This is a genomic window from Paenibacillus sp. GCM10027628 (genome assembly GCF_042676385.1).
Classification (GTDB): Bacteria; Bacillota; Bacilli; order Paenibacillales; family NBRC-103111; genus Paenibacillus_E.
The window spans coordinates 110,301-133,609 of sequence record NZ_JBHTHA010000052.1 but is presented as its reverse complement, the minus strand read 5'-3'; the positions used below and the strand labels follow the sequence as shown (position 1 = coordinate 133,609).

The following is a 23,309-nucleotide window of genomic DNA, read 5'->3' as shown; positions in this document are numbered from 1 at the left end:
GTTTCCATCTGAGTCAACGGGATAGTGTTGATATGAGCCATCCAAAAGATATGCAGCGCTCTACATCTGAGGAAGTGGCAATAAATTCATGTGTGCGATCGTCTCCAACAATGAAACCCTACAGAGGAATGCCTTATGGAGCAGGCTTGAGCTACGTATTCAGGCTTTTGATAAAAATGTTGTCAACAAGGTTCATGACGAAAAGGGATTTTGATTTGATTGATCATGTAAGCGCTTTTGCATTACGATAAGATCATGATTCAGATCAAGGGAGGTTATCCTAATGGACACAATAGCTGCAAAGCAACAAGCATCAACAGATGGGGTCCGTGTAAAAGTTCAACGCTTCGGACGTTTTTTAAGCGGCATGGTGATGCCGAATATCGGAGCTTTTATCGCATGGGGACTTATCACCGCATTATTTATTCCGACAGGCTGGATTCCAAATGAATATTTGGCGAAGCTGGTCGGGCCGATGATTACGTATCTGCTGCCACTCCTTATCGGGTATACGGGAGGAACCATGGTACATGGAACACGCGGCGGCGTTATTGGCGCTGTGACAACCATGGGGGTAGTTATCGGAACCGATATTCCGATGTTCCTTGGAGCGATGATGGTCGGACCTTTTGCGGCATGGGTGCTGAAGAAGTTTGACAAATCAATTGAAGGCAAGGTCAAATCCGGTTTCGAAATGCTTGTTAACAATTTCTCTTCCGGGATTATCGGCGGGATCTTGGCGGTTCTAGCCTACTCGGTAGTCGGTCCAGCGGTTCAAGTTGTCAGTAAAGCTCTCGCATCAGGCGTTCAAGTGCTGGTAAACGCAGGTCTGCTGCCCCTTGCCAACGTCCTGATTGAACCGGGTAAAGTTCTTTTCTTGAACAACGCCATCAACCATGGCGTGCTCAGCCCGATCGCTTTAGATCAAGCATCCAAAACAGGCAAATCGATCTTGTTCATGCTGGAGTCCAATCCGGGTCCAGGGCTAGGCATCCTGCTTGCCTACTGGTTAGTTGGACGCGGTTCGGCGAAACTATCCGCTCCGGGTGCAGCTATCATTCATTTCTTTGGCGGTATTCATGAAATTTATTTCCCTTACATTCTCATGAATCCACGTTTGATTTTAGCAGTAATCGCCGGGGGCGTAACGGGAACATTTACGTTTTCCGTGTTCGGCGCAGGTCTGGTGGCTCCGCCATCACCGGGTAGTATTTTCGCTTATATCGCAATGGCGCCGAAAGGCGGCTTACTCTCGGTCTTCACGGGTGTCATTACGGCTGCGATTGTCTCTTTCCTTGTTGCGGCGCTGCTATTGAAAACAGGCAAACAAACGGAAGAAGAGGACGATCTGGAGAAAGCGACTGCGAAAATGAAACAAATGAAACAAGCGCCAGGCGCATCAACAGCACCTGCTAAGGCGGCAACAACTGCTGCGGCTGCTCAAGTAAAAGCTGCAACTGAAGTGCATAAAATCGTATTTTCTTGCGATGCCGGAATGGGATCTAGCGCAATGGGAGCCTCCATTTTGAGGAAAAAAATGAAAGAAGCAGCTGTAGACGTCACTGTGATTAATACGGCGATCAGCGAAATTCCAAACGACGCCGATATTGTGATTACACATAAATCCTTAACAGACCGCGCTCGTACTCAGGCGCCGCAGGCCGAGCATATTTCCATTGACAATTTTATGAAAAGTCCGGAGTATGATGAACTTGTCAAACGCTTAAGTTAATATCCACGACTAACGCTGGCCTAACCGCCGGCGTTATATCCATTTTGTCATGAGGAGCATGCGCATGAGCCTGTCTCATAGGCATCGTCAAATCCTGGAACTGTTGTTAAGTCGCAAAGATGAGATTACAGCTGGAGAAATTGCGGCGGAAATAGGCGTAAGCTCAAGAACAGTCCACCGGGAGCTGTCGGAGCTGGAGACGATCCTGACGGATTCCGGACTGACGCTGCAAAAGAAATCCGGAAAAGGCATCCAGCTGCAGGCGGATCCCACAAAGCTAGAAGCCTTCAAGCGGGAGCTGCATGGCCTGACAGCCGCCCATTTTTCTGCTCAGGACCGCAAATTATTTATTCTCTGTACGTTACTGAATGAAGAAGAACCCGTGAAGCTATTCACTTTGTCGCATGAGCTCGGCGTTACGATTCCCACGATTACTCATGATTTGGATGAGCTGGAGGCATGGGTGAGCATTGCCGATCTTATTCTCGTTCGAAGGAGAGGATACGGTGTTGGCTTGAGCGGTTCCGAGACCAATAAACGGAAAATGATCTCCCATTTGGCCAGAAACTATCTGGACGAATCGGACTTGTTCGGAAAAGCGAATCATGCTCATACGCCAATCGTCCTCAAACTGCTAGGATTGATCGGTAAAGACAACTTCACGAAAGTGGAAAGTGCGCTTTGGCTTGCTGAAGACGAAGGCTTGAATGAGTTATCGGAAAACGATTATACGAATCTGTTAATCAACATCTCGATCATGATTGCCAGAATTCAGCGAGGGAAGCCGATCGAACTCCACGCGGAGCATCATTCCATCCGCCAAAATGAGTTGCTTACCCACACGGTAGACCATTTATCTAAGGTTATACCTATTGAGCTTACGACTGCAGAAATCGCTTATTTAGCCGAACTGCTTGAACCAAGGGGAGTCACCCACCCCAATCAATTGCTGCCTTCAGAAGATCTTAGCTATATGGAAATTGTATGGAAGCTGATTCGCAACATGGAAACTCGCAGCGGTGTCAGATTCAGCGCCGATCGTTCATTGAGAGACGGCCTGCTCAGTCACTTGGAATCCGCGTTAAGGCGGCTTCAAGCCGGAGCCCATATCCGCAATCCATTGTTGTCGCAAATTAAAAAAGATTATGAATCCTTATTCGAAGCCATTCGTCAAAGCGTTGACGAAACGATCTTGAACATCCATATTCCGGATGAAGAGATTGGGTTTCTCGTCATGCATTTTGGGGCTTCGCTTGAGAGACAAAAGCAGTTCAGCCGCAATGTTAGAGCGATTCTGGTATGCACAAGCGGTATTGGAACCTCGAAGATGCTTGCGGTCCGCCTGACCAAGGAGCTTCCGCAAATCGATATAGCCGGCCATGCTTCTTGGTTCGAGGCTGCCCGCATACCGGAAACGGAGTATGATTTAATTATTTCAACGGTAGATTTGCCTCTAAACGAGGAGCAGTATATTAAGCTCAGCCCGCTGCTGACAAAAGAAGAAGCGGAACGCCTGCGCCTGTTCATTCAAAATGTAACGCTGGAAAAAGACAATGCCGCTAAAGATCAAGAGGATGTGCCGTATGACGATGAATCAACGACGCACCGGCTGCATCGTATTCAGCAATATGTGAATGAAATCGTCAGGATTATCGATCAATTCGCCATTCATCGCCTCGACCGGTCGTTTGACAGTTTACAAGAGACGCTCCATGTAATTTGTGAATATGCGCGGCAAGCTGATTACATCGATGAAGTGGATCCGATTGTTAACTTGCTGCTGGCCAGAGAGAAACAGAGCAGTCAAGTGATACCGGACACGGGCTTGGCCTTATTTCATATCAGAAGCGAGCAGGTAAAAGTGCCTTCTTTTACACTATTCCGTTTAAAGGAAGATTTGTTGTTGGATCGGCATGCGCCATCGGGGGTAAGGCAAGTGCTGCTTATGCTTGGACCGAGGGAGCTTTCCAAAGAAAGCCTCGAAGTGCTTAGCGAAATAAGCTCATACCTGCTCATACCGGAGATGATCGAGCTGCTCAAAACGGGCAGCGGACAAGAGATCAAACAGTATTTATCACAAGAGCTTGCCGCTTTTCTAGAGAGTAAAAAATAAAACGGGTATAGGGAGAGAACCAACTATGAGTATCTTATCGATCAACAAAATTAAACTGAATGCTCAACCTTTTAATAAAAATGAAGCGATCATCATGGCAGGTCAATTGCTCGTAGATGCCGGTCATGCGTCCGCCGCATATATCGATAAAATGCTGGAGCGTGAAGAAACGCTGTCCACCTATATGGGCAATGGTCTCGCGATTCCGCACGGCACGCAGGATTCCAAGTCCTTGATCGTTTCGACAGGTTTGTCTATCGTGCAGATTCCGGAAGGCGTAGACTTCGGCGACGGCGAAAGTGCGACCCTCGTAATCGGCATCGCCGCGGTGGGCAATGATCATCTGGACATATTGACCAATGTCGCCATGATTTGTTCGGAAGAGGAGAACCTGGAGCGAATTATGAAGGCATCGACGCCTGAGGAAATGCTGCAAATTTTTGAAAGCGGGATGGAATCATGAGAGCGGTCCATTTTGGCGCTGGAAACATTGGTAGAGGTTTCATTGGACTCATTTTAACGCAGGCAGGCTATGAAGTCTGTTTCTCGGACGTGAATGACAGTCTGGTGGAGCTGCTGCAGGAGAAAAAGGCTTACACGGTTCGACTTGCGAATGAATCACGAGAAACATTCCATGTATCGAATGTGACGGCCATCAATGGCAAGAATCTCGAGGATGTTGCAAGCGTCGTAGCTCAAGCAGATCTCGTTACAACAGCTGTAGGTGTCAATATTCTAAAGCATATCGCTGCTGGAATCGCTAAAGGCTTGGAACTGCGCGTGGAACGAGGTGCGGGGCCGCTTCACATCATCGCGTGTGAAAATGCGATTGGCGGCAGCTCTCAGCTCAAAGAGCATGTGTACAGCCATCTGAGTACAGAAATGCAAGAGAAAGTAAGCAGAAGCGTTGCATTTCCAGATGCTGCTGTGGACCGCATTGTACCGATCCAGCACAACGAAGATCCGTTGGAAGTGATCGTAGAGCCTTTCTACGAGTGGGTCGTGGATGAATCGCAAATGATACCGGGGTTTCGTCGCATTGAAGGCGTACACTATGTCAATCAATTGGAACCCTATATCGAACGCAAACTGTTCACGGTAAATACGGGACACTGCGCCGCGGCATACCTTGGTTATTTACATGGCTTCGCCACGATTCAAGAGGCCATGGCCGATCCTGCCATCGCAGCTCAGGTACAACATGTTATGGAAGAGACAGGGTCAATTCTTGTGAAAAAATATGGCTTCGATCCTAAAGAACATAAGGACTATATCCATAAAATTATAGATCGCTTCAAAAATCCGTTTTTGACGGACGAAGTCACACGCGTCGGGAGATCGCCGATCCGCAAACTTTCGAGCAATGATCGTCTCGTACGTCCTGCTTTACAAGCGCTCGAACTGGGAATGACTCCGATCTACTTGCCGATGGCAATGGCGGCAGCCTTGCTGTTTGACGATAAAGCCGATCCTGAGGCGGCGGAAATACAGGCAAATTTAAATGAACATGGAATTGCCCAAACAATTAGCAAATACACATCACTGGACGCAGAGCATCCATTGCATACAGCGATTTTGAACCAATATAAAGAATTAAAGCAAGCCGTACAATCTTAAGAAAGGGGAGCTTACTTATGGCTAAAATGATGTCGAAACAACTTTCCGGTATTGCCGCATCCCCCGGTATTGCCATTGCCAAAGCTTATCGATTGAATAACGCACAATACGTGCCCACTCTGGAGAAGGTGGCAGACGTTCAAATAGAAACGGCTCGATTCCGCCAAGCGGTGAAGGAAGCGGGAGAGGATCTCGAAGGGATCAGAGCGTTGACCGAACAGCGGATGGGTGCGGCGAAGGCGGAAATTTTCGAAGCGCACTTGATGCTGCTGGAGGATCCTGATTTGATCGATGCGATCATCGAGAATATTGAGAACGACAGCATTAATGCGGAGTATGCGCTTCACGAAGTGGCGAATAACTTCATTGAAGTGTTAAGCTCGATGGACAACGAGCTTCTTCGGGAACGCGCCTCCGATGTCCGCGATGTCTCCGGCAGAATTATGAGCAAGTTACGCGGTGTATCCTACGCTGCGGTATCGGCGATTCATGAGCCTTGTGTGCTGATTGCCGAGGATCTGACGCCTTCGGATACGGCCCAGCTCAATCTTGATTATGTACTCGGCTTCTTAACCGAGATCGGTTCACGTACTTCCCATTCGGCAATTATGGCCCGTTCTCTTGAAGTGCCTGCCATAGTTGGAGTGGGTACTGCCGCTGCAGATATCGAAGCAGGAGCGATGATTATTCTGGATGCCGTTGAAGGCACGGTGATTATCGATCCCTCCGAAGCGGAACTGGAAGCGTATCAGGCTCGCAAAGCGGCTTATGATGAGCGCAGGTTGGAGCTGCGCAAGCTGATGGATCAACCGACGATATCGCAGGATGGCCATCGCGTAGAATTAGCAGCCAACATCGGCAGCGTAGAAGATTTGCAGAAAGTGCTCGCTAATGGGGCCGAAGGCATCGGTTTATTCCGGACTGAGTTCCTATATATGGGGCGAAGCACACTCCCTGGCGAGGAAGAGCAGTTTCAGGTATATAAGCACGTCCTGGAACGAATGAATAACAAACCGGTCGTCATTCGTACGCTGGACATCGGCGGCGATAAGGAGCTGCCGTATATGAAGCTTCCTGTAGAGAGCAATCCGTTTCTTGGCTTGCGCGCCGTCCGGTTGTGTTTGGATAAACAGGAACTTTTTCGGACACAGCTTCGGGCATTGCTCCGAGCGAGCAGCTATGGTCAGCTAAAGATCATGTTTCCGATGATTGCAGTAATGGAAGAGCTGAGAGAAGCGAAACGCCTGCTTCAAGAAGAGAAAGCGAAGCTCGTTCAGGAAGGCATTGCCGTTGCCGATACCATCGAAGTCGGCATCATGATCGAGGTGCCTGCTGCGGCGCTTGCTGCGGACTTCCTGGCGGAAGAAGCCGATTTCTTCAGCATCGGCACGAACGATCTCATTCAGTATACGATGGCGGCGGATCGGATGAACGAGAATGTCTCCTATTTGTATCAACCATGCCATCCTTCGATTTTGCGGCTGATCCGCATGGTCATCCAAGCTGCGGTGAAACAAGGGAAATGGGTAGGCATGTGCGGCGAAATGGCCGGAGAGGAAACCGCGATTCCGCTTCTCCTCGGCATGGGACTCCATGAGTTCAGCATGAGCGCCAGCTCGATTTTACCCGCCCGCGCTTTAATTAAAGGGTTATCCCGGCAAAAATGGGCCGGTTACGCGGAGCAAGCGCTCTCGATGAGCAGCCAGTCAAGCATCCAAGAGTTCGTTAAACAAAAGATAGAGGAGTGACCTGATATGTTAACTCAAACTTATACAGTGCTAAATCCATCCGGCTTTCACGCGCGTCCGACTAAAGTGTTCGTGCAGGCGGCAAGCGCCTTTCCTTGCAAGATTCATGTGATCAAAGGCGGAAAGAAAGTGAACGGCAAAAGCTCGCTCAGCATGCTGACGCTGGGCATCCAGCAAAATGAGGAAGTGACGCTGGAAGTGGATGGAGAGCAAGAGGAGCAGGCTCTAAAGTCTCTAGGTGAGCTGTTGACGAAAATTTTCGAAGAATAGTAAACATCCAATGCTATTGAAAAAAGCCAGCAGTTTACGTTGCTTTCCATGAGGAAGGCGTGTAAATCTGCTGGCTTTTTCCATGTCGACACAATCGTATTACAGGACTAACGGACGTACCACTCGCCGGACATCCATTCGCTGGCTTTCCAGCGCAGAACATCCGGATTTGCCAGATGGACAATTTCTTTGAAAAATTCAAGCTGCTCTACATCGTTCATCGGTTTGAAGTTTTTTGCGATGGACAGATTTTGCTCCAACTGCTGCATGGATTCCATGCCGACGATCGCTGTGGATATCGGTAATGAGAACGTATACTGCAGCGCCTTCTCGTACCAAGGAACCAGCTTGCCAAGTGCCATGACCTTCATGCCAATTATAGCCACACCTTTCTCATTGGCTTTAGGCAGGAATTCATGCGCGAAGCTGTAGACGAAATGATCGGCTGCCGACAAAGCAACCAAAGCGCTGTCGAACGGATAGCGCTCAATTGCCTCCAGTTGGACGCGCGGATTCGTGTGCCCGCTGATACTGATGTGTTTAATCAGCCCCTGCTCCTTGGCTTCAAGCAGCGCTTCCAGCGCGCCGCCTTTGGCGAAGCAGCGATCAAGCTCGTCCATTGTCATGATGTTGTGCAGACGCCATTCCTCGACATGATCCGTTTGCAGCCTTTTAAGGCTGGCTTCGAGCAGCTTCAAGGAGCCGTCTCTAGTCCGGTCATGCGTCTTCGTCGCGATCCAAACCTCACTTCTGCGGCCTTGAAGCGCTTTGCCGAGCCGTTCTTCGGATTGCCCATCCGAGTAGCTTGGAGCGGTATCGAAATAGGTGATACCCTCATCGATCGCCCGGTTCACAATCTGGATGGCTTCCGCTTCTGAGCAGTTATGCTCATCGACGATGCGCTGGGCGCCAAAGCTCAAAATCGGGAATCGTTGACCTGTACGGCCGAAATCTCGTTTTTCCAAATGAATCACTCCTCGAGTTTAGAGTTGCCAATTTTTAAAATTCGTATTGATGATATCGATTTAAGAAGGGATTCTGCTGCTTCAAGTATAAAAGATGTAAGACAAGGATTCCATACTCCTGTTTGTATGAGTCCAAAGAACTATATTTTCGACAAATAATTGTTGTCATTTATAGTAAGTAAATTTATTATTATAGGTGCACACATAGAGATTTTGTCGGAATTTCGGAGATGGCGTGAGTTTTTTCAGATTATTTAGAGGGGTGTAGGAAGATGGAGAAGTCATCACTTATTGGTATCGTCCTAGCGTTTGTTGCGATTGGTGTAGGGATGGTTTTGAAAGGAGCAAGCTTAGCCGCACTCCTGAATCCTGCGGCAATGTTAATTATTTTCGGAGGAACGGCAGCGGCCTTATTTATAGCATTTTCACTTGAAGAAATGAAGAAGATTCCTACACTTGTTAAAATTATTTTCACCGAACAAAAGCTGATGCCCAAAAAAGAACTGATCGAAACGTTCATCAATTGGGTATCGATTACACGACGTGAAGGATTGCTTTCTTTGGAAACCCAAGCGGAAGAACTTTCGGATCCTTTTATGAAAAGCGGTATGCGGCTAATTATTGACGGGAACGATCCCGATTTCGTTCGGGACGTGCTGCTTGAAGATATCTCCGAAATGGAAGCCAGACATAAGAAATATGCAACTATTTTCACCCAAGCGGGTACATATGCCCCGACGCTAGGGGTACTTGGTGCAGTAGTAGGCTTGATTGCTGCCTTAGGGAATCTGAGCGAAGTTGAGAAACTGGGGCACTTGATTTCAGCGGCTTTCGTTGCCACCTTGTTCGGTATTTTTCTCGGCTATGTGATTTGTCACCCTTGCGCTAATAAATTAAAGCAGAAGTCGAAGAAAGAAGTAGAGATCAAGCTGATGATCGTAGAAGGCTTGCTTTCGATTCAGTCTGGCGTATCCGCCAACTCCGTCAAGCAGAAAATGATGATCTTTGTCGCCAACTCGGAACGTGCGGCCTATGAAGAAGAAACCAAGGAGGCCACGCCACAGTGAGCAAGAAAAAGAAGCATGAGGATCATGAAGAACACATTGACGAAACCTGGCTCATTCCCTATGCGGACTTGCTTACGCTGCTTCTTGCTCTTTTTATCATCCTGTTTGCTTCCAGTCAGTTGGATTCCAAAAAATATGACTCCATTATGCATTCTTTGAATAATGCCTTCACGGGAGGAGAAGCGCCCTTCTCCATGTCCAACCTGATTCCGATTAATCAAGACGCAAATGCTACGAAAAACAACGGTAAAGAGCAAAATCCCCCGAAATCGGATGGCAAACAGGACAGTCAACTTGCTGCAAAGCTGCAGAAGGAAGAAAAGGATCTCGAGGAATTAAAGAAGAGCATGGATGCATTCATCAAAGAGAATCACTTAAGTGAACAGCTGACAACGAAATTGGATAACGAGAAGTTAACGATTACGATCAGTGACCGGGCGCTCTTCGATTCCGGATCGGCAACGGTAAAACAAGAAGCCCAGACCTTGGCCGTGTCCATGGCTGACCTGCTAAGCCGTTACCCGGGATATCAAGTAGAAGTTGCCGGGCACACCGATAATATCCCCATCCACAGACAAGATTTTGAAACCAACTGGGACTTGAGCGCAAAGCGGGCAGTGAATTTTATGAAAATATTGCTGAATAACAGCAAAATTGATCCGGCTTCCTACCATTCCGTAGGATTTGGCGAATATCGCCCAATAGCGAGCAACGATACAACAGATGGCAGAGCCAAAAACCGCCGCGTCGAGGTCAGCATTTTGCGCAACCTTAAAGCAACGGATGAGATTGCAAAATAAAGGAATACTAGTGAATCATAGAGGTCAAGAGCCTTCGGCTCTTGGCTTTTTTTCATACACCTCAGGCTTGGAGGGAACGATAAATGGATTTGAATGCATCTTACAAAGATACGTTTATCCCGCTAACGACTCTATCGAGTGGTGAGGGGCATGAAGTGACTGTGGACATCTCCTGCTATTGCGACCAGATCGTCAATCTTTGTTTCGTTGGCGAAACCCATAGGGAGAAGAAGGAGTGGGTATTAGTTGATGCGGGCATGCCTGGAACCGCTGCGCGCATTATTCGGGAAGCCGAGGAGCGTTTTGGTCCCAATAATAAGCCTACCTCTATCATCTTAACCCATGGTCATTTTGATCATGTCGGAGCAATAGAAGACTTGTTGGAGCGATGGGACGTTTCCGTATATGCGCATGAGCTTGAAATCCCTTATTTAACAGGGAAAAAGGATTACCCCAAAGGAGATTCTACCGTAGATGGCGGTCTCGTTAGCGAGCTTTCTCCGCTGTTTCCCAATCATGGTATTGATCTAGGGGATCGAATTAAGGCGCTGCCTCGTGACGGCGGCGAGGAGTTGACACAAAATTTGAGTGAGTTGGCCGCGCATTTCGAGGAGATGGCGATTCCGGAGGCAGGAAGATTCGTACACTAATAAAATAAAAGCCCCTCTTGTTTCGGGTGCGGAAGTGAGAGGGGCTGTTTTACATCGTTACTGATTTGAATTGGGCAGATGCCATATAGGAAAACGACGAAAAGACCGTTAAAGCCATCTCATAGGCTAAAAACGGTCTTTTTTGCATCTTTGAAAATGACGCCAGGACTTTTTCAGTGGTCTCGGATAGCCCCAGACGGTTTTTCTCTGTAAGTTCTCCTGATTATGATTTGCCAGCGAGTACGGGTTCGCGTTCTTGTATCTCTGCTTTTTGTTCATGCTCATTACTGTCGGTTGAGGTTTCGGTTGACTTTAGCGGCTCCAACTGTTCTTCAGGCTCAGGAAGATTCGTGGTTTCCCCATGATCGACGTTTTCCGTCATTTCTTCTAATGAAGGGGTATTAACATATAACTGTTCTACTTCATTTTGCTCCGTAACTTGGGTCTCTTCAATCTGGAATTTGCTGATTTCTGCGAATAACTGCTGAGCCAGTTCAAGAATATCGTCAGACGCTTCGGCGATCCGGCGGATCGAGGCATCCTGCTGAATCGACGTCGAATTCACTTCTTCAACGCCAGCAGCTGTTTCTTGCGCAATGGCGGCTACGAATTGAACGGAGTCAACCAGGTTATCATTCTTCGAGCGAGCATGCTCGATCTTTAGATGAATCTGTTCAATCTGCGATTGGATGCCCTGCATCGAATTCTCAATTGCCTCAAAGGATCCGAGCGTATCGACAACGCGGCGGTTTTGCGTCACCGTGGACTCCCGAGCTTCAAGCAGGGAGCTCGTCAGCTCTTGAATTTGTTTTTGCAGCGACTGAATGATGCTGCTAATCGTCTTCGACGAATCGTTCGTCTGCTGCGACAGCTGACGAACTTCTTCCGCAATCACGGAGAAGCCCCGGCCGTGCACGCCTGCTCTTGCCGCTTCGATCGCGGCGTTCAAGGCCAGCACGTTCGTCTGCGTCGAAATCTCCGTGATCGAATGAACGATGGCGCCGATTTGCTTCGAGCTGTCGGCTAGCGTCTTCATGGCTGCATCGACTTTATGCAGCACCGCTTGCGATTGTTCGGACGAAACTTTCAGCGCCCGAACCGAATCCGTGCCTTGCTGCGTACCCGCGGCAGCCTCGCTACTGGCCCGCATCATAAGATTCGTGAATGCGGTAATGTCACGGATCTCCGCTTCAAGCTCCGCGATGATGAGCGAGCTTTGCTCTGATTTCATCGCTTGCTCGTCCGCGCCGGACGAGATTTCGTGAATCGCCTTCAAGATGTCCGTGTTAGCCGCAGCGGTGTGCTGCGACAAACGGTGGAAGGCATGTGAATGCTCGGACAGGGAGGAAGCGATCTGCAGCGTAGCACTCAGCATCTGACGGACCTGTACGATCATATGATCGAAGCTGTCGCTCAGCGTTCCCAGCTCGTCCTTGGACTTGGAATTAATCGTATGCGTCAAATCTCCTGCAGCAATAAGTGCAACGGCCTTTTGCAAACGTTTGATAGGACGTGTAAACGACCGCGTGATTAGGAACGCAATAACCGTCGTAACGATCAAAACGATCGCGGACGCTGTTAGCATCACCTGACTGGTCCTGTCCAGCTCATTCGTTGAGCTGCTGACGGCTTGATCGGCGGATTGCGCATAAGTTACATAAAACTTGTCCACAAGACCAAATATCTTATCTTTCAGATCCTGTGATTCGTTATATAAATAAAGAAGATTCAATTCGAGATCCTTCGGACTCGTTCCGTTACCTTGCACCATCTGGGCTGCAGATTCAAAGTTACTTATGTAATCGACGGAGGCAAGAATCAGTTGGCTTCTCCATTGTAGCTGTTCCGGTGAAGATGCAGTATCGCCGATATTTTTGATCATTTCTTTGAAAGGCTCTTTTTCTTTGTTATATCTCAAAATATATTCCGGCTTTTTGGATATCTCCAATCCTGAAGCGATGATATTCAGCTCCTGCACCTTTTCTTTAAGTTCGAGAGCCATGACTTTCAGCTTCACTTTATCATTCTGGTCGTTCATATGCTGTTTAATCTGATTGACCTGATAAAGATTAAAGAAGGCAACTGCAAGGAAAATTAAAAGAACTCCGCTAAAGCTGGCCATTAATTTGAAACGCATAGTCATAATGATTTTCATCTTCCTCATTGTCATTCCCTCCGATTTCTAAAGACAAGAATCGACTTATTTCTTATTTAATATAGGCCGCTTCTATTAACTAAAGCATCGAGTTTTGTTAATAAAATGTAAATTTATCCAAAACCCTGTGGGAGAATAGTCCCGAAAAAAAGTTTTACATTACGTTTACGTTTCGCGGGATTGGATTTTACATTCAAGGATTACGATGTATTAGGAAGTTAGTTCGACGACAAAAATGAAAATCGCAACTAACACCATGAAAGATAAAATTACAAGGAGGACATGCTAACTATGTTTAAGTTCATGTCGAAAAAAGGGATCACACTTACACTTTCCGCGGTATTAATGATGGGGGCATTGGCTGGTTGCGGCGCCAAAACAGAAACTAAAAATGCTGCTTCTGCAACACCTGCTGCAAGCGCGGCTGCATCTGCTAAACCAAGCGATGCACCAAAAACAGAACTTTCCGGTACTGTTACAGCTTCCGGTTCCAGCGCACTTCTTCCTTTAGTCAAACAAGCGGCAACTGAGTTTATGGATAAAAACCCGAAAGTAACGATCAACGTTACAGCAGGCGGATCCGGTACAGGTATTAAAAACGTTGCTGACGGCACTTCCGATATCGGTAACTCCGACGTAGCGCCTGGTGACGAATATAAAGATAAAGGTTTGAAAGAAAACTTCGTAGCTGTTGCTCCATTCGCGTTAATCGTCAATAAAGATGTAACAATTGACAACCTGACTAAGCAACAAGCAGCTGACATTTACATGGGTAAAATTACGAACTGGAAAGATGTTGGCGGTAAAGACGCGAAAATCGTACTTGTTCACCGTCCAGACAGCTCCGGTTCCCGTAAATTGGTTCAACAAATCATTCTTGATAACAAAGACTTCACGAAAGACGGTATTACACAAGAAAACAGCGGTGCTATGAAAACAGCGGTTGCCGGTCAATCCAGCTCCATTGGTTATGTAGATACTCCTTACATCGACGATACAGTTAAAGCATTGAAAATCGATGGTGTAGCATTCTCCGAAGACAATATCAAAAACGGCACTTATAAATTGTTTGGTATCGAGCGCATGTATACAAAAGGTGAAGCAAAAGATCCAGCTAAAGCGTTCATCGAATACATCAAAAGCAAAGAATTCCAAAGCAAACAAGTTCGCGATCTGAAATTCTTACCAGCAGACTTGTTAGGTGCTAAATAAATAGCTTACCAACCAGAGCGTTGCATCCGTGCAGCGCTCTATTTTTATGTTTATATGGGGGATTTTTGTCGAAAATAGGCTGAAATTTTTACATTCCCTTAACAATTCATTGACGATCCATTTACAATCATGACCTATTATTAAAGTATTGTGTATTTAATAGAAGGGGGATTTCCCATTGAATTCGGTAGCAAACAAGCTAACAAGTTCGGTAAAGGAGAAGAGTCGTCCGATGATTACGAAGTGGACTCGAGATCAGCATAGACAGGATAGCTTGATGAAATGGGTATTTGTCGGAAGTGCGGCGCTCGTGTCGATCATCATTTTCTCGATCATTGTTTTTGTTGGTATGCAGGGGATCAAAACGTTTCAAGGAGTCAGTCCTTTAGAATTTTTCTTTTCAACGGATTGGACGCCAGGTTCAGGTAAATTCGGAGCCCTTCCTTTTTTATATAGCACGCTCTTGCTGACACTATTTTCGGTTGTGTTATCCGTGCCATTAGCCTTGTCCGGCGCATTGTTTATGGCCAAAATAGCGCCGAAATGGATGCGCGAAATCTTACGTCCAGCGACGGATCTGTTCGTCGGTATTCCATCTGTCGTATATGGTTTGATCGGGATGACCGTCATCGTACCTGCGCTTGGCAAATTGACAGGCGGTATTGGATATGGAATTTTGCCGGCAGCAATCATATTGGCAATTATGATTCTACCGACTATTCTCTCCATTTCAGAGGATGCAATTCGTTCATTGCCAGGGCGTCTGGAGGAAGCTTCACTGGCGCTTGGTGCGACAAGATGGCAGACGATGTGGCGCGTATTGCTCCCCGCGGCTAGACCGGGCATTTTAACGGGCATTATCCTGGGTATGGGGCGCGCGATCGGAGAGACGATGGCCGTATTCATGGTAATCGGGAACTCGCCGCAAATGCCGAAATCTTTGCTCGATTCAACGACTGTTTTAACAACAGCTATTGTTAAAGATATGGGAAATACGAATTACGGAACAACGTGGAACAATGCACTGTACTTAATGGCATTGCTGCTGCTTGTAATCTCGCTTGCTTTAATTCTGATCATTCGCATCGTGGCCAAAAGGAGTGAACTCAAATGAACAGCAAAACAACGGATCGTTTGGCCACCATTTACTTTTGGGCTTCCGGTATTGTCATTATTTTAATTCTGGCCTGGTTTCTGATTCGAATCTTAGGCGAAGGCATCCCGCATTTATCTTGGCATTTTATATTCGGCAAGCCTGAGGAAATCAAGGCCGGCGGGGGCGTAGGCCCGCAGCTCTTTAATTCTTTCTATGTTCTCTTCTTGTCCTTGCTAATTTCCATACCGATCGGTGTGTGTGCAGGTATTTATTTGGCTGTCTATGCCCAAAAGAACTGGTTCACCGATTTAGTGCGTATTTCAGTGGAAGCTTTGTCTTCCGTACCTTCGATCGTATTCGGTCTATTCGGTTTCTTGCTTTTCGCAAATCTATTAGGATTAAAATTTTCGATCATAGGGGGAGCGGCAACGGTAGCTTTGCTTAACTTGCCGGTCATGGTACGTGTAACGGAAGAAGCGATTCGTACCGTTCCGGAATCCTACTGGGAAGCAAGTTTGGCATTGGGCTCCACCAAATGGCAAGCGATTCGCAAGGTGCTCATTCCAGCTGCTTTGCCGAATTTGATTACAGGGATTACCTTGATTGCCGGCCGCGCATTAGGCGAGTCCGCCATTCTGATTTATACGGCGGGGTTATCGGTTTCCCGATTCTTCCCGGATTTTAACCCTCTTAAGATGGGTGAGACGTTATCCGTTCATCTCTGGTATGTCGGCGCGGAGGCGTTGGTGCCGGACGCTAAAGACATCGCTAAAGGCAGCGCCGCGCTGCTTCTGATCGTTGTTCTGATCTTCAATTTACTTGTAGGCATACCAAGCCGTATTTTACAAAAAAGACTGTCCGGGGGGAAATAAACATGGCAACGAAGCATAAAATTAAAGCGGACAAATTGAATTTATATTATGGAGAAAATCATGCGCTTCACGACATTGAATTAGCCATCGAAGAAGGGACGATCGCAGCTTTAATTGGTCCTTCCGGCTGTGGGAAATCGACATTTCTGCGTACGCTCAACCGGATGAATGATTTGATCGACAGCGTCCGTATTACGGGCAATGTCGCGGTGGACGGGCACAACATTTACGGCTCCGAATCCGATGTCGTCTCACTCCGCAAACGGGTAGGTATGGTGTTCCAAAGACCGAATCCGTTCCCGATGAGCATCTACGACAATATTGCTTACGGCCCGCGTATTCACGGAACGAAGAAGAAGGCTGTTCTGGATGAAATCGTGGAACGCAGCTTGGTCCAAGCCGCTTTGTGGGATGAAGTGAAGGATCGCCTGCACAAATCCGCACTCGGTCTGTCAGGAGGACAACAGCAGCGCCTATGCATCGCACGCTTGCTAGCAGTCGAGCCGGATGTGCTGCTCATGGATGAGCCTACCTCGGCGCTGGATCCGATCTCGACACTGAAAGTCGAAGAGCTGACGCAGACGCTCAAAGAGAAATACACCATCATTATTGTGACGCACAACATGCAGCAAGCAGCACGGATCTCGGATATGACGTCGTTCTTCCTTAATGGCTATCTGGTCGAGACCGATAAAACGGACAAAATCTTTACAAATCCGAATGATCAACGCACAGAAGACTACATCACAGGAAGATTCGGCTAAATCAGCGGGAGGGACGAAACTAAATGGACGCAAGACCGGGGTTTCATCAATCATTGTCTTTATTGCAAAAAGAATTGCTCGATATGGGAGAAAGCGCGCAAAATTTGGTTCGCTCAGCTGTAGAATCATTGGCCAAGCTGGATGAGAAGGCCGCAACGCAGGTGATCAAAAACGATGACGTTATCGACGATTATTTGACCCGAATCGATGAGCTGTCTTTGCGATTAATTGCACTGCAGCAGCCGATGGCCAGCGATTTGCGGATTATCGGCACAGCGCTGAAAATTGCTACGGATTTGGAACGCATAGCCGATCACGCCGTGGATATTGCCAAGATCACCATCCGCTTCGCCGGAGAAGAATTGGTGAAACCGCTGGAAGTCATTCCGCAAATGGCGGAAATCGCAATTGAAATGTTGCAGGAGAGCTTAGAGTCTTACACCGAGCGTGATGTGCATCGCGCGGCTGCGCTGGCTGAGAAGGACGATCGCGTAGACAAGCTGTACAGCACAGTGATGCAAGAATTAATGGGCTTGATGAGTGCGGAATACATCAAGAATCGCCAACTGACACATCTGCTGCTGGTAGCCCATTACCTGGAGCGTGTAGCCGATCATGCAACCAATATCGGCGAAGGCGTCATTTATATGGTCACCGGTAAACGGAAAGATTTGAACGTTTAGTTGAATTATTAAGGGGCTATCCTGATTGTCATTCGTATGACTTCGGGGTAGCCCTTTTTTTGACACGTCTTCCTGAGTGTCGTTTGGGACGCTTTCCGAGGCTATAAAGATTTATTACATCGTTGGAGACACGAAGGGGATATGAAATCATGCCAATAACGATGTTTTTTATTCCTTTAGACGAGAAGTTGTTATCTGTCGGCCCCCAAATCCAATTTCCATTTGTTCCATGCAAAGAGGTTGATTGATTAAAGCATGCTTGGCCGGAATGTGATATTATATATTCAAAACTTCAAACATTAGGAGAGAACAGGATGTATCATGAAGTTCAGCAGTTTAAAGCTGATTTTTTCAAAGCATTAGCACATCCATTAAGAATTCGGATTCTTGAAATCTTATCGGAAGGCGACAAAAATGTGAACGAAATTCAGACGATTCTGGGGAGCGAAGGCTCTGCGGTTTCCCAACAACTTGCCATTCTAAGACATAAAAATGTGGTTGTAGGGACGAAAGATGGAACTTCAGTCATCTATTCATTAAGAGATCCTTTAATTAAAGACTTGCTGAAAGTGGCTAAACAGATTTTTGATAACCATTTGATCAATGCAATTTCTTTGTTGGAAAAAATGAATAATGAATAAAGGACATTTCGGGTTTACATATCCGAGATGTCTTTTTTTGTTGACGTTAATGTCATATGAATATATGATTTTACATATATTCAAATAATCAGATATTTATCCAAGTGAGGTAACATATGAAATTTTCATTCAGCGGCCGGTTTCAAGGGTATCATATGAAATCATTACAGAAAGATTTGATTTCAGGCGTAATTGTCGGCATTGTCGCCATTCCATTAGGAATGGCATTTGCTATTGCATCGGGCGTAAAACCTGAATATGGATTATTCACTACGATTGTTGCCGGGATTCTTATATCCGTATTCGGGGGCTCCAAATTCCAAATTGGCGGCCCAACTGGAGCGTTCGTACCCATTTTGTTCGCCATTGTGCTGCAGTATGGCTACGAAAAGCTGCTAATCGCTGGTTTTATGGCCGGGTTTATCCTGTTTGTGATGGGCTTATGCAAACTGGGGAGGATGATCAAATATATACCGCGGCCAGTGACGATTGGGTTCACAGCAGGCATTGCCGTTACGATATTTTCAGGTCAAATCGCCAATTTCCTCGGTTTGCGTGATCTGCAAAAACACGAAGGTTTTCTAGCTAATATGAAAGAGCTTGGCATTCATTTTTCGACATTAAACGGGTATAGCATTCTAACCGCTGTCATTTGTTTGGCATTCATCATATGGACGCCTAAACGGCTGCCGAAAATTCCAGGCCCGCTGGTCGGGCTATTCATTTCAACTGTCGTTGCAACTTTATTTTATCCCGATAAGGTGGCGACGATTGGTTCTACTTATGGCGCTATCCCCAATAGCTTGCCTAACCTGCATTTCCCGGATCTATCCATTGCAAACATGCAATTATTAATCAAACCGGCCTTGGTCATTGCGATGTTAGGTGGCATAGAATCCCTGCTCTCAGCTGTGGTAGCTGATCGAATGGGCGGTACCGCCCATCATAGCAACCGGGAATTGATGGGGCAAGGAATTGCCAATATGATCTCCCCGTTGTTCGGAGGGATTCCGGCAACCGGCGCTATTGCCAGAACGGCAACGAATATTAAGAATGGTGCGGTATCTCCGATTTCTGGAGTCGTGCACGGTCTTGTTGTTTTGTTGGTTTTGTTCTTTTTTGCTCCTTACGCTTCGCTTATTCCGCTTGCAAGTATGGCGCCTGTATTAATGGTTGTCGCATGGAATATGAGCGAACGTAGAGCGTTTGTTCATGTGATGCAAACAAAAACAGCGGAATCGTTAGTTCTGTTGGTCACTTTCATTTTGACCGTACTGACAGATCTAACTACCGCTGTTGGCGTCGGATTAATTCTTTCGGCAAGCTTTTACTTGGGGAAGCGCTTTAAGCTAGCGAAAGGGTTGGAGTAGGAATGGCAAAACGAATGAAAAAGGTCGTTCCTTTATTGCTGGACTGTACTTCTATTGGTGCATGATGCCTTGCCGCGATGCTGTAGCAGATGGCTAATCCTAATCCGGTGCCATGGTCTTTGGTCGTAAAAAACGGTCTTCCCAGCTTTTCAAGGTGCTCTTCATGAATCCCTGAACCTTCGTCGGAAATTTTAAGCACAACATGCCTTTCTTCCCGAAATGTTTCCACCGTCAGCGTGCATCCGGCTTCCATGGCTTCCAGTCCATTCATGCACATATTCAAAATTAATTGTCGAATCTCTTTATCGTCCAGACTTAATTCGGGACAATCTTCCAGCTGGAAATGAACATGTTTGCCTGACATGACGGCTTCCGCTTGTATCAAGGGCTGAAGCGTTTCAATGATACGGTTCAAGTGTTCCATTTGTTGGTGCGTTCGCTTGTTTTTCGCCAAAGATAAGTACTCGGTTATGATGTGGTTGGCGCGGTCGAGCTCCTCGAGCATGATATGGATATATTCCTTTTCCATCTTGCGGTTACCGTCACGGAATAATTGAAGAAAGCCGCGAATGGTCGTCATCGGATTGCGTATCTCATGAGCAATGCCCGCGGCCATCTCCCCGACCAGATTCAACTGGGCAAGGCGTGCCATCTCCGATTCATACCGCAAATTTTCCGTAATATCAATAGCGACTTGCAATAAGCATTTCTCATCTTCAATATCGATAATTTCTGTCGATAACAGCGCTGTGCGAATTTCTTTGGTTTTGGTTTCGTATTTCACTTTGTAATTGTGTACGACTTGATTCAAGGGGAAATCTTCACCGGTCTCAGACTTTATAAGATTCGCTGATGAACCAATGATTTCATCCCCATATCCTGTGTAATGTTTCCAACTTTCATTGACCTCAATATATGTATGATCGGATATCCGGCGAATCGCCATAGGGCATGGTGAAGAGACAAACATTTTCTTGAAATGCTCCTGAGATTTCATCAGCTTTTCATGGGCGTCAACCAATTCGGAGGTTCGCTCTTCCACCCAGTTTTCGAGGAGCAGATTCTGTTCCTTTAGCTGGGAATCCGCCTGTGCCAATCTCTGATTCGTTTCTTCCAGTTCTAACGTACGCATATGCAGAAGTTCACTCTGTGATTTAATCTTCTGATGATACCGATGCAGTTTGACAAAAGCATCCACCTTCATTTTGAGTAAATCCGGATGTATGGGTTTAAACAAGTAGTCGATGGATCCTACATGATAGCCTTTCAGTACATGCTCGATCGATGTGCTAAGTGCGGTAAGGAAGATGATCGGAATATCCTGGCAAGACTTCCTCTGTTTAATTAGCTCGACCGTATCGTATCCATTTAATCCAGGCATTTGCACATCCATCAGGATCACAGCAATAGGATCGGGCGATTCTTTTAGCAAGTATTTCAGCACTTCTTCTCCTGATTGCAGGGAAACAATATCGTATTGAGATGATGCAAGTATGCTATTCAGAGCCAGCAAGTTTTCATAACGGTCATCTACCGCCAAGATTTTTACTTGTTGTTCCATTTCATTTCCTTTCCGTGCTATTCCTCAGCACACACCTAGACAATCCCACGTTTTACTTTTCGGGAGAAAGAGCGAATTCCCTCTTTTTCTTGCCAACTCTTTACATTGATTTTACATAAAGTTAATAAAGCTTGTTATTTGATTTGATAAGATAGAGGTACTAGAAGCATATAGTACAATTTGAGTGGGTAAAAAGTCTCAAGCAGGCTTTTTAATCTGCCTTTAAAGGGATGATAGCCAAGCCATGGATGTTCAGTCAGATTCAATATCTCAGTTTCAGGAAATCATTGAGCAGCAGTCGATTTATTCGGTCTATCAACCTATTGTTTCTTTACAAGATGGGAATGTCTTTGGATATGAAGCGTTAACGAGGGGGCCGAAGGGGAGTATCTTTCATTCACCGCTTGAAATGTTCCAGTTTGCTGAACAGCAAGGGGAATTATACATATTGGAGAAGCTTGCCCGTGAGAAAGCGATTCAAGGTTCGATTCTTGAACATCCGCAGCAGCTTCTCTTTATCAATATTTCGTCTCAAGTGTTATATGATCCGCAGTTTGTTCCCGGTAAAACGCTGGAAATTCTGCATAAGCATGGACTTCGTCCCAGCAATGTCGTATTCGAAATTACGGAGCGAAGCTCGATCGAAGATTTTTCCCTGGCCAAAAAAATACTGGAGCATTACCGGAAGCAAGGCTACCGGATTGCGATTGACGATGCGGGAGCCGGCTACTCGTCCCTTCAAGCGATTGCCGAGCTCCAGCCGGATTTTATCAAAATCGACCGTTCGCTAATTGAAAGCATCCATACGAATAAAGTCAAGGAATACATTCTGGAAACTTTCGTAACCTTTGCGCAGAAAATGAACATCTCACTGATTGCAGAAGGAATCGAGCATACGGACGAGTTGATTAAACTGTCACGCCTTGGCGTTCATTATGCGCAAGGTTATTTGCTTGGGAGACCTGCCGAGCGCCCGGTCCAGGTAGAGGAAAGCCACCGCTCACTTATATGGCAGCACCGTAAAGTTGAAGGGAGCGGAATGACCTGGATGATCGGGGATTTGGCAACCCCTGTGAAGGTATTTGACCGGAAAGCGGTCATTTCCGAGGTGGCCGATTATTTGAAAAAAAATCAGGAATCCGTCGGTGTCGTGATCGTAAGCGGGGATAGTCCGGTCGGGCTTATGATGCGGGACCGCTTTTTCCAACAGTTGACTGGACAGTATGCGTTCTCCTTATTCTGGAATCGGACGATCGATAGCATTATGGATGATACGCCTCTTATTGTAGATGAGCTTATGGCGGTTGAGCAGGTATCTCAAATGGCCACTTCCCGTTCGATTCACCGTTTGTATGATCTGGTCATTATTACAAGCAAGGGGAAATTGGTAGGCTCTGCTTCCATTAGAACGATACTCGAAAGCATTACGAATGTGCGGATGGAGTCGGCTCGGGTCGCTAATCCGCTTACCGGGCTGCCCGGAAACCTGCAAATCAATAGGGAACTAAACAAGCGGTTATTAGAAAATAAACCATTTCATGTGGTTTATGCGGATCTGGACTATTTTAAATGGTTCAATGACCGATTTGGTTTTCAAAGAGGGGATCAGTTGATTCAGTATACGGCGGATATCATGCAGCAGGCAATTGCCGTTTGCGGGACACCGCATGATTTTGTCGGACACGTAGGCGGCGACGATTTTATCGCGATCTCAGCCACTTCCTCCCCGGAACTGCTGTGTCAGGAAATGATTCGCCGTTTTGATCAGGGCGTGCAGATGTTCTATGAGGGGGAAGTGTGGGACTTTGTCAGAGACCGGACCGGTAATCCGGTACAAAGTGAAGGCGTTACGCTGTCGCTCTCGCTTGTCGTATGCAGCTGCGAAACGCCCATTTCGCTTGAACAAATTTCGCAGACTGCGGCGCTGTTGAAAAAGAAAGCGAAGGCTCATCAAGGAAGCATTTATTATTTTCAAAATATTGGATAAGTTTCT

General features: G+C 46.6%; 19 protein-coding genes and 1 pseudogene. 17 read left to right on the top strand and 3 right to left on the bottom strand.

All coding sequences use genetic code 11. The features are described from left to right. Nucleotides 1-283: 283 nt before the first annotated feature. From ACFQZT_RS31975 to ACFQZT_RS31950, 6 genes are all read left to right on the top strand, one after another. The gene (locus tag ACFQZT_RS31975; protein ID WP_379306958.1) at nucleotides 284-1,732 is read left to right on the top strand and encodes a PTS mannitol transporter subunit IIBC; all 1,449 of its coding nucleotides are present in this window, start codon (nucleotides 284-286) and stop codon (nucleotides 1,730-1,732) included. A gap of 64 nt (nucleotides 1,733-1,796) precedes the next feature. After that, on the top strand, nucleotides 1,797-3,845 hold the full coding sequence (locus tag ACFQZT_RS31970) for a BglG family transcription antiterminator (RefSeq protein ID WP_379306956.1): 2,049 nt from the start codon (nucleotides 1,797-1,799) through the stop codon (nucleotides 3,843-3,845). A gap of 25 nt (nucleotides 3,846-3,870) precedes the next feature. After that, the gene (locus tag ACFQZT_RS31965; RefSeq protein ID WP_379306954.1) at nucleotides 3,871-4,308 is read left to right on the top strand and encodes a PTS mannitol transporter subunit IIA; all 438 of its coding nucleotides are present in this window, start codon (nucleotides 3,871-3,873) and stop codon (nucleotides 4,306-4,308) included. Continuing rightward, nucleotides 4,305-5,462 carry a mannitol-1-phosphate 5-dehydrogenase gene (locus ACFQZT_RS31960; protein WP_379306952.1) on the top strand — a complete coding sequence of 386 codons (1,158 nt, stop codon included), beginning with the start codon at nucleotides 4,305-4,307 and terminating at the stop codon, nucleotides 5,460-5,462. Before ACFQZT_RS31965 ends, ACFQZT_RS31960 begins: the two co-directional genes overlap by 4 nt. A 29-nt stretch (nucleotides 5,463-5,491) precedes the next feature. Further along, nucleotides 5,492-7,210 carry a phosphoenolpyruvate--protein phosphotransferase gene (gene ptsP, locus ACFQZT_RS31955; protein ID WP_379307029.1) on the top strand — a complete coding sequence of 573 codons (1,719 nt, stop codon included), beginning with the start codon at nucleotides 5,492-5,494 and terminating at the stop codon, nucleotides 7,208-7,210. A 6-nt stretch (nucleotides 7,211-7,216) separates the two neighbouring features. Beyond that, a complete protein-coding gene (locus ACFQZT_RS31950) occupies nucleotides 7,217-7,480 on the top strand; it encodes an HPr family phosphocarrier protein (protein WP_379306950.1) in 264 nt (87 codons plus the stop codon). Nucleotides 7,481-7,587: 107 nt separating this feature from the next. Here the strand turns inward: ACFQZT_RS31950 and ACFQZT_RS31945 are convergent, their stop codons facing one another. After that, nucleotides 7,588-8,445 carry an aldo/keto reductase gene (locus ACFQZT_RS31945; protein ID WP_379306948.1) on the bottom strand — a complete coding sequence of 286 codons (858 nt, stop codon included), beginning with the start codon at nucleotides 8,443-8,445 and terminating at the stop codon, nucleotides 7,588-7,590. Between the two features lie 272 nt (nucleotides 8,446-8,717). Here ACFQZT_RS31945 and motA point away from each other — a divergent pair, with 272 nt between their 5' ends. From motA to ACFQZT_RS31930, 3 genes are all read left to right on the top strand, one after another. After that, a complete protein-coding gene (gene motA / locus ACFQZT_RS31940; RefSeq protein WP_379306946.1) occupies nucleotides 8,718-9,512 on the top strand; it encodes a flagellar motor stator protein MotA in 795 nt (264 codons plus the stop codon). Further along, on the top strand, nucleotides 9,509-10,312 hold the full coding sequence (gene motB / locus ACFQZT_RS31935; protein ID WP_379306944.1) for a flagellar motor protein MotB: 804 nt from the start codon (nucleotides 9,509-9,511) through the stop codon (nucleotides 10,310-10,312). The genes motA and motB overlap by 4 nt, the downstream gene beginning before the upstream one ends. Before the next feature lie 83 nt (nucleotides 10,313-10,395). Beyond that, a complete protein-coding gene (locus tag ACFQZT_RS31930; RefSeq protein WP_379306942.1) occupies nucleotides 10,396-10,962 on the top strand; it encodes an MBL fold metallo-hydrolase in 567 nt (188 codons plus the stop codon). 223 nt (nucleotides 10,963-11,185) lie between these two features. Here the strand turns inward: ACFQZT_RS31930 and ACFQZT_RS31925 are convergent, their stop codons facing one another. Next, nucleotides 11,186-13,126 (bottom strand): methyl-accepting chemotaxis protein, encoded by a 1,941-nt coding sequence (locus ACFQZT_RS31925; RefSeq protein ID WP_379306940.1) that lies wholly within the window; start codon nucleotides 13,124-13,126, stop codon nucleotides 11,186-11,188. A gap of 282 nt (nucleotides 13,127-13,408) precedes the next feature. Between ACFQZT_RS31925 and ACFQZT_RS31920 the strand changes: the two genes are divergently transcribed. From ACFQZT_RS31920 to ACFQZT_RS31890, 7 genes and pseudogenes are all read left to right on the top strand, one after another. After that, nucleotides 13,409-14,329, top strand: coding sequence for a phosphate ABC transporter substrate-binding protein (locus ACFQZT_RS31920; protein WP_379306938.1), 921 nt, complete (start codon nucleotides 13,409-13,411; stop codon nucleotides 14,327-14,329). A gap of 178 nt (nucleotides 14,330-14,507) precedes the next feature. Further along, nucleotides 14,508-15,443 carry a phosphate ABC transporter permease subunit PstC gene (gene pstC / locus ACFQZT_RS31915; RefSeq protein ID WP_379306936.1) on the top strand — a complete coding sequence of 312 codons (936 nt, stop codon included), beginning with the start codon at nucleotides 14,508-14,510 and terminating at the stop codon, nucleotides 15,441-15,443. After that, entirely contained in the window at nucleotides 15,440-16,297 is an 858-nt protein-coding gene (gene pstA / locus ACFQZT_RS31910) for a phosphate ABC transporter permease PstA (RefSeq protein ID WP_379306934.1), read from the top strand. Before pstC ends, pstA begins: the two co-directional genes overlap by 4 nt. Nucleotides 16,298-16,299: 2 nt before the next feature. Beyond that, the gene (gene pstB, locus ACFQZT_RS31905) at nucleotides 16,300-17,061 is read left to right on the top strand and encodes a phosphate ABC transporter ATP-binding protein PstB (protein WP_379306932.1); all 762 of its coding nucleotides are present in this window, start codon (nucleotides 16,300-16,302) and stop codon (nucleotides 17,059-17,061) included. Between the two features lie 23 nt (nucleotides 17,062-17,084). Next, entirely contained in the window at nucleotides 17,085-17,744 is a 660-nt protein-coding gene (gene phoU, locus ACFQZT_RS31900; protein ID WP_379306930.1) for a phosphate signaling complex protein PhoU, read from the top strand. Between the two features lie 314 nt (nucleotides 17,745-18,058). Continuing rightward, nucleotides 18,059-18,385 (top strand): ArsR/SmtB family transcription factor, encoded by a 327-nt coding sequence (locus ACFQZT_RS31895; RefSeq protein WP_379306928.1) that lies wholly within the window; start codon nucleotides 18,059-18,061, stop codon nucleotides 18,383-18,385. Nucleotides 18,386-18,501: 116 nt separating this feature from the next. Next, nucleotides 18,502-19,737 (top strand): annotated as a pseudogene (locus ACFQZT_RS31890) (SulP family inorganic anion transporter); the annotation flags it as partial. On the opposite strand, the gene ACFQZT_RS31885 reads toward ACFQZT_RS31890, so the two are convergent. Continuing rightward, a complete protein-coding gene (locus tag ACFQZT_RS31885) occupies nucleotides 19,730-21,316 on the bottom strand; it encodes a response regulator (RefSeq protein ID WP_379306926.1) in 1,587 nt (528 codons plus the stop codon). The pseudogene ACFQZT_RS31890 and the gene ACFQZT_RS31885 overlap by 8 nt on opposite strands. Before the next feature lie 244 nt (nucleotides 21,317-21,560). Between ACFQZT_RS31885 and ACFQZT_RS31880 the strand changes: the two genes are divergently transcribed. Next, nucleotides 21,561-23,303, top strand: a complete 1,743-nt coding sequence (locus ACFQZT_RS31880; protein WP_379306924.1) for a GGDEF domain-containing protein — start codon at nucleotides 21,561-21,563, stop codon at nucleotides 23,301-23,303. Nucleotides 23,304-23,309: the final 6 nt, after the last annotated feature.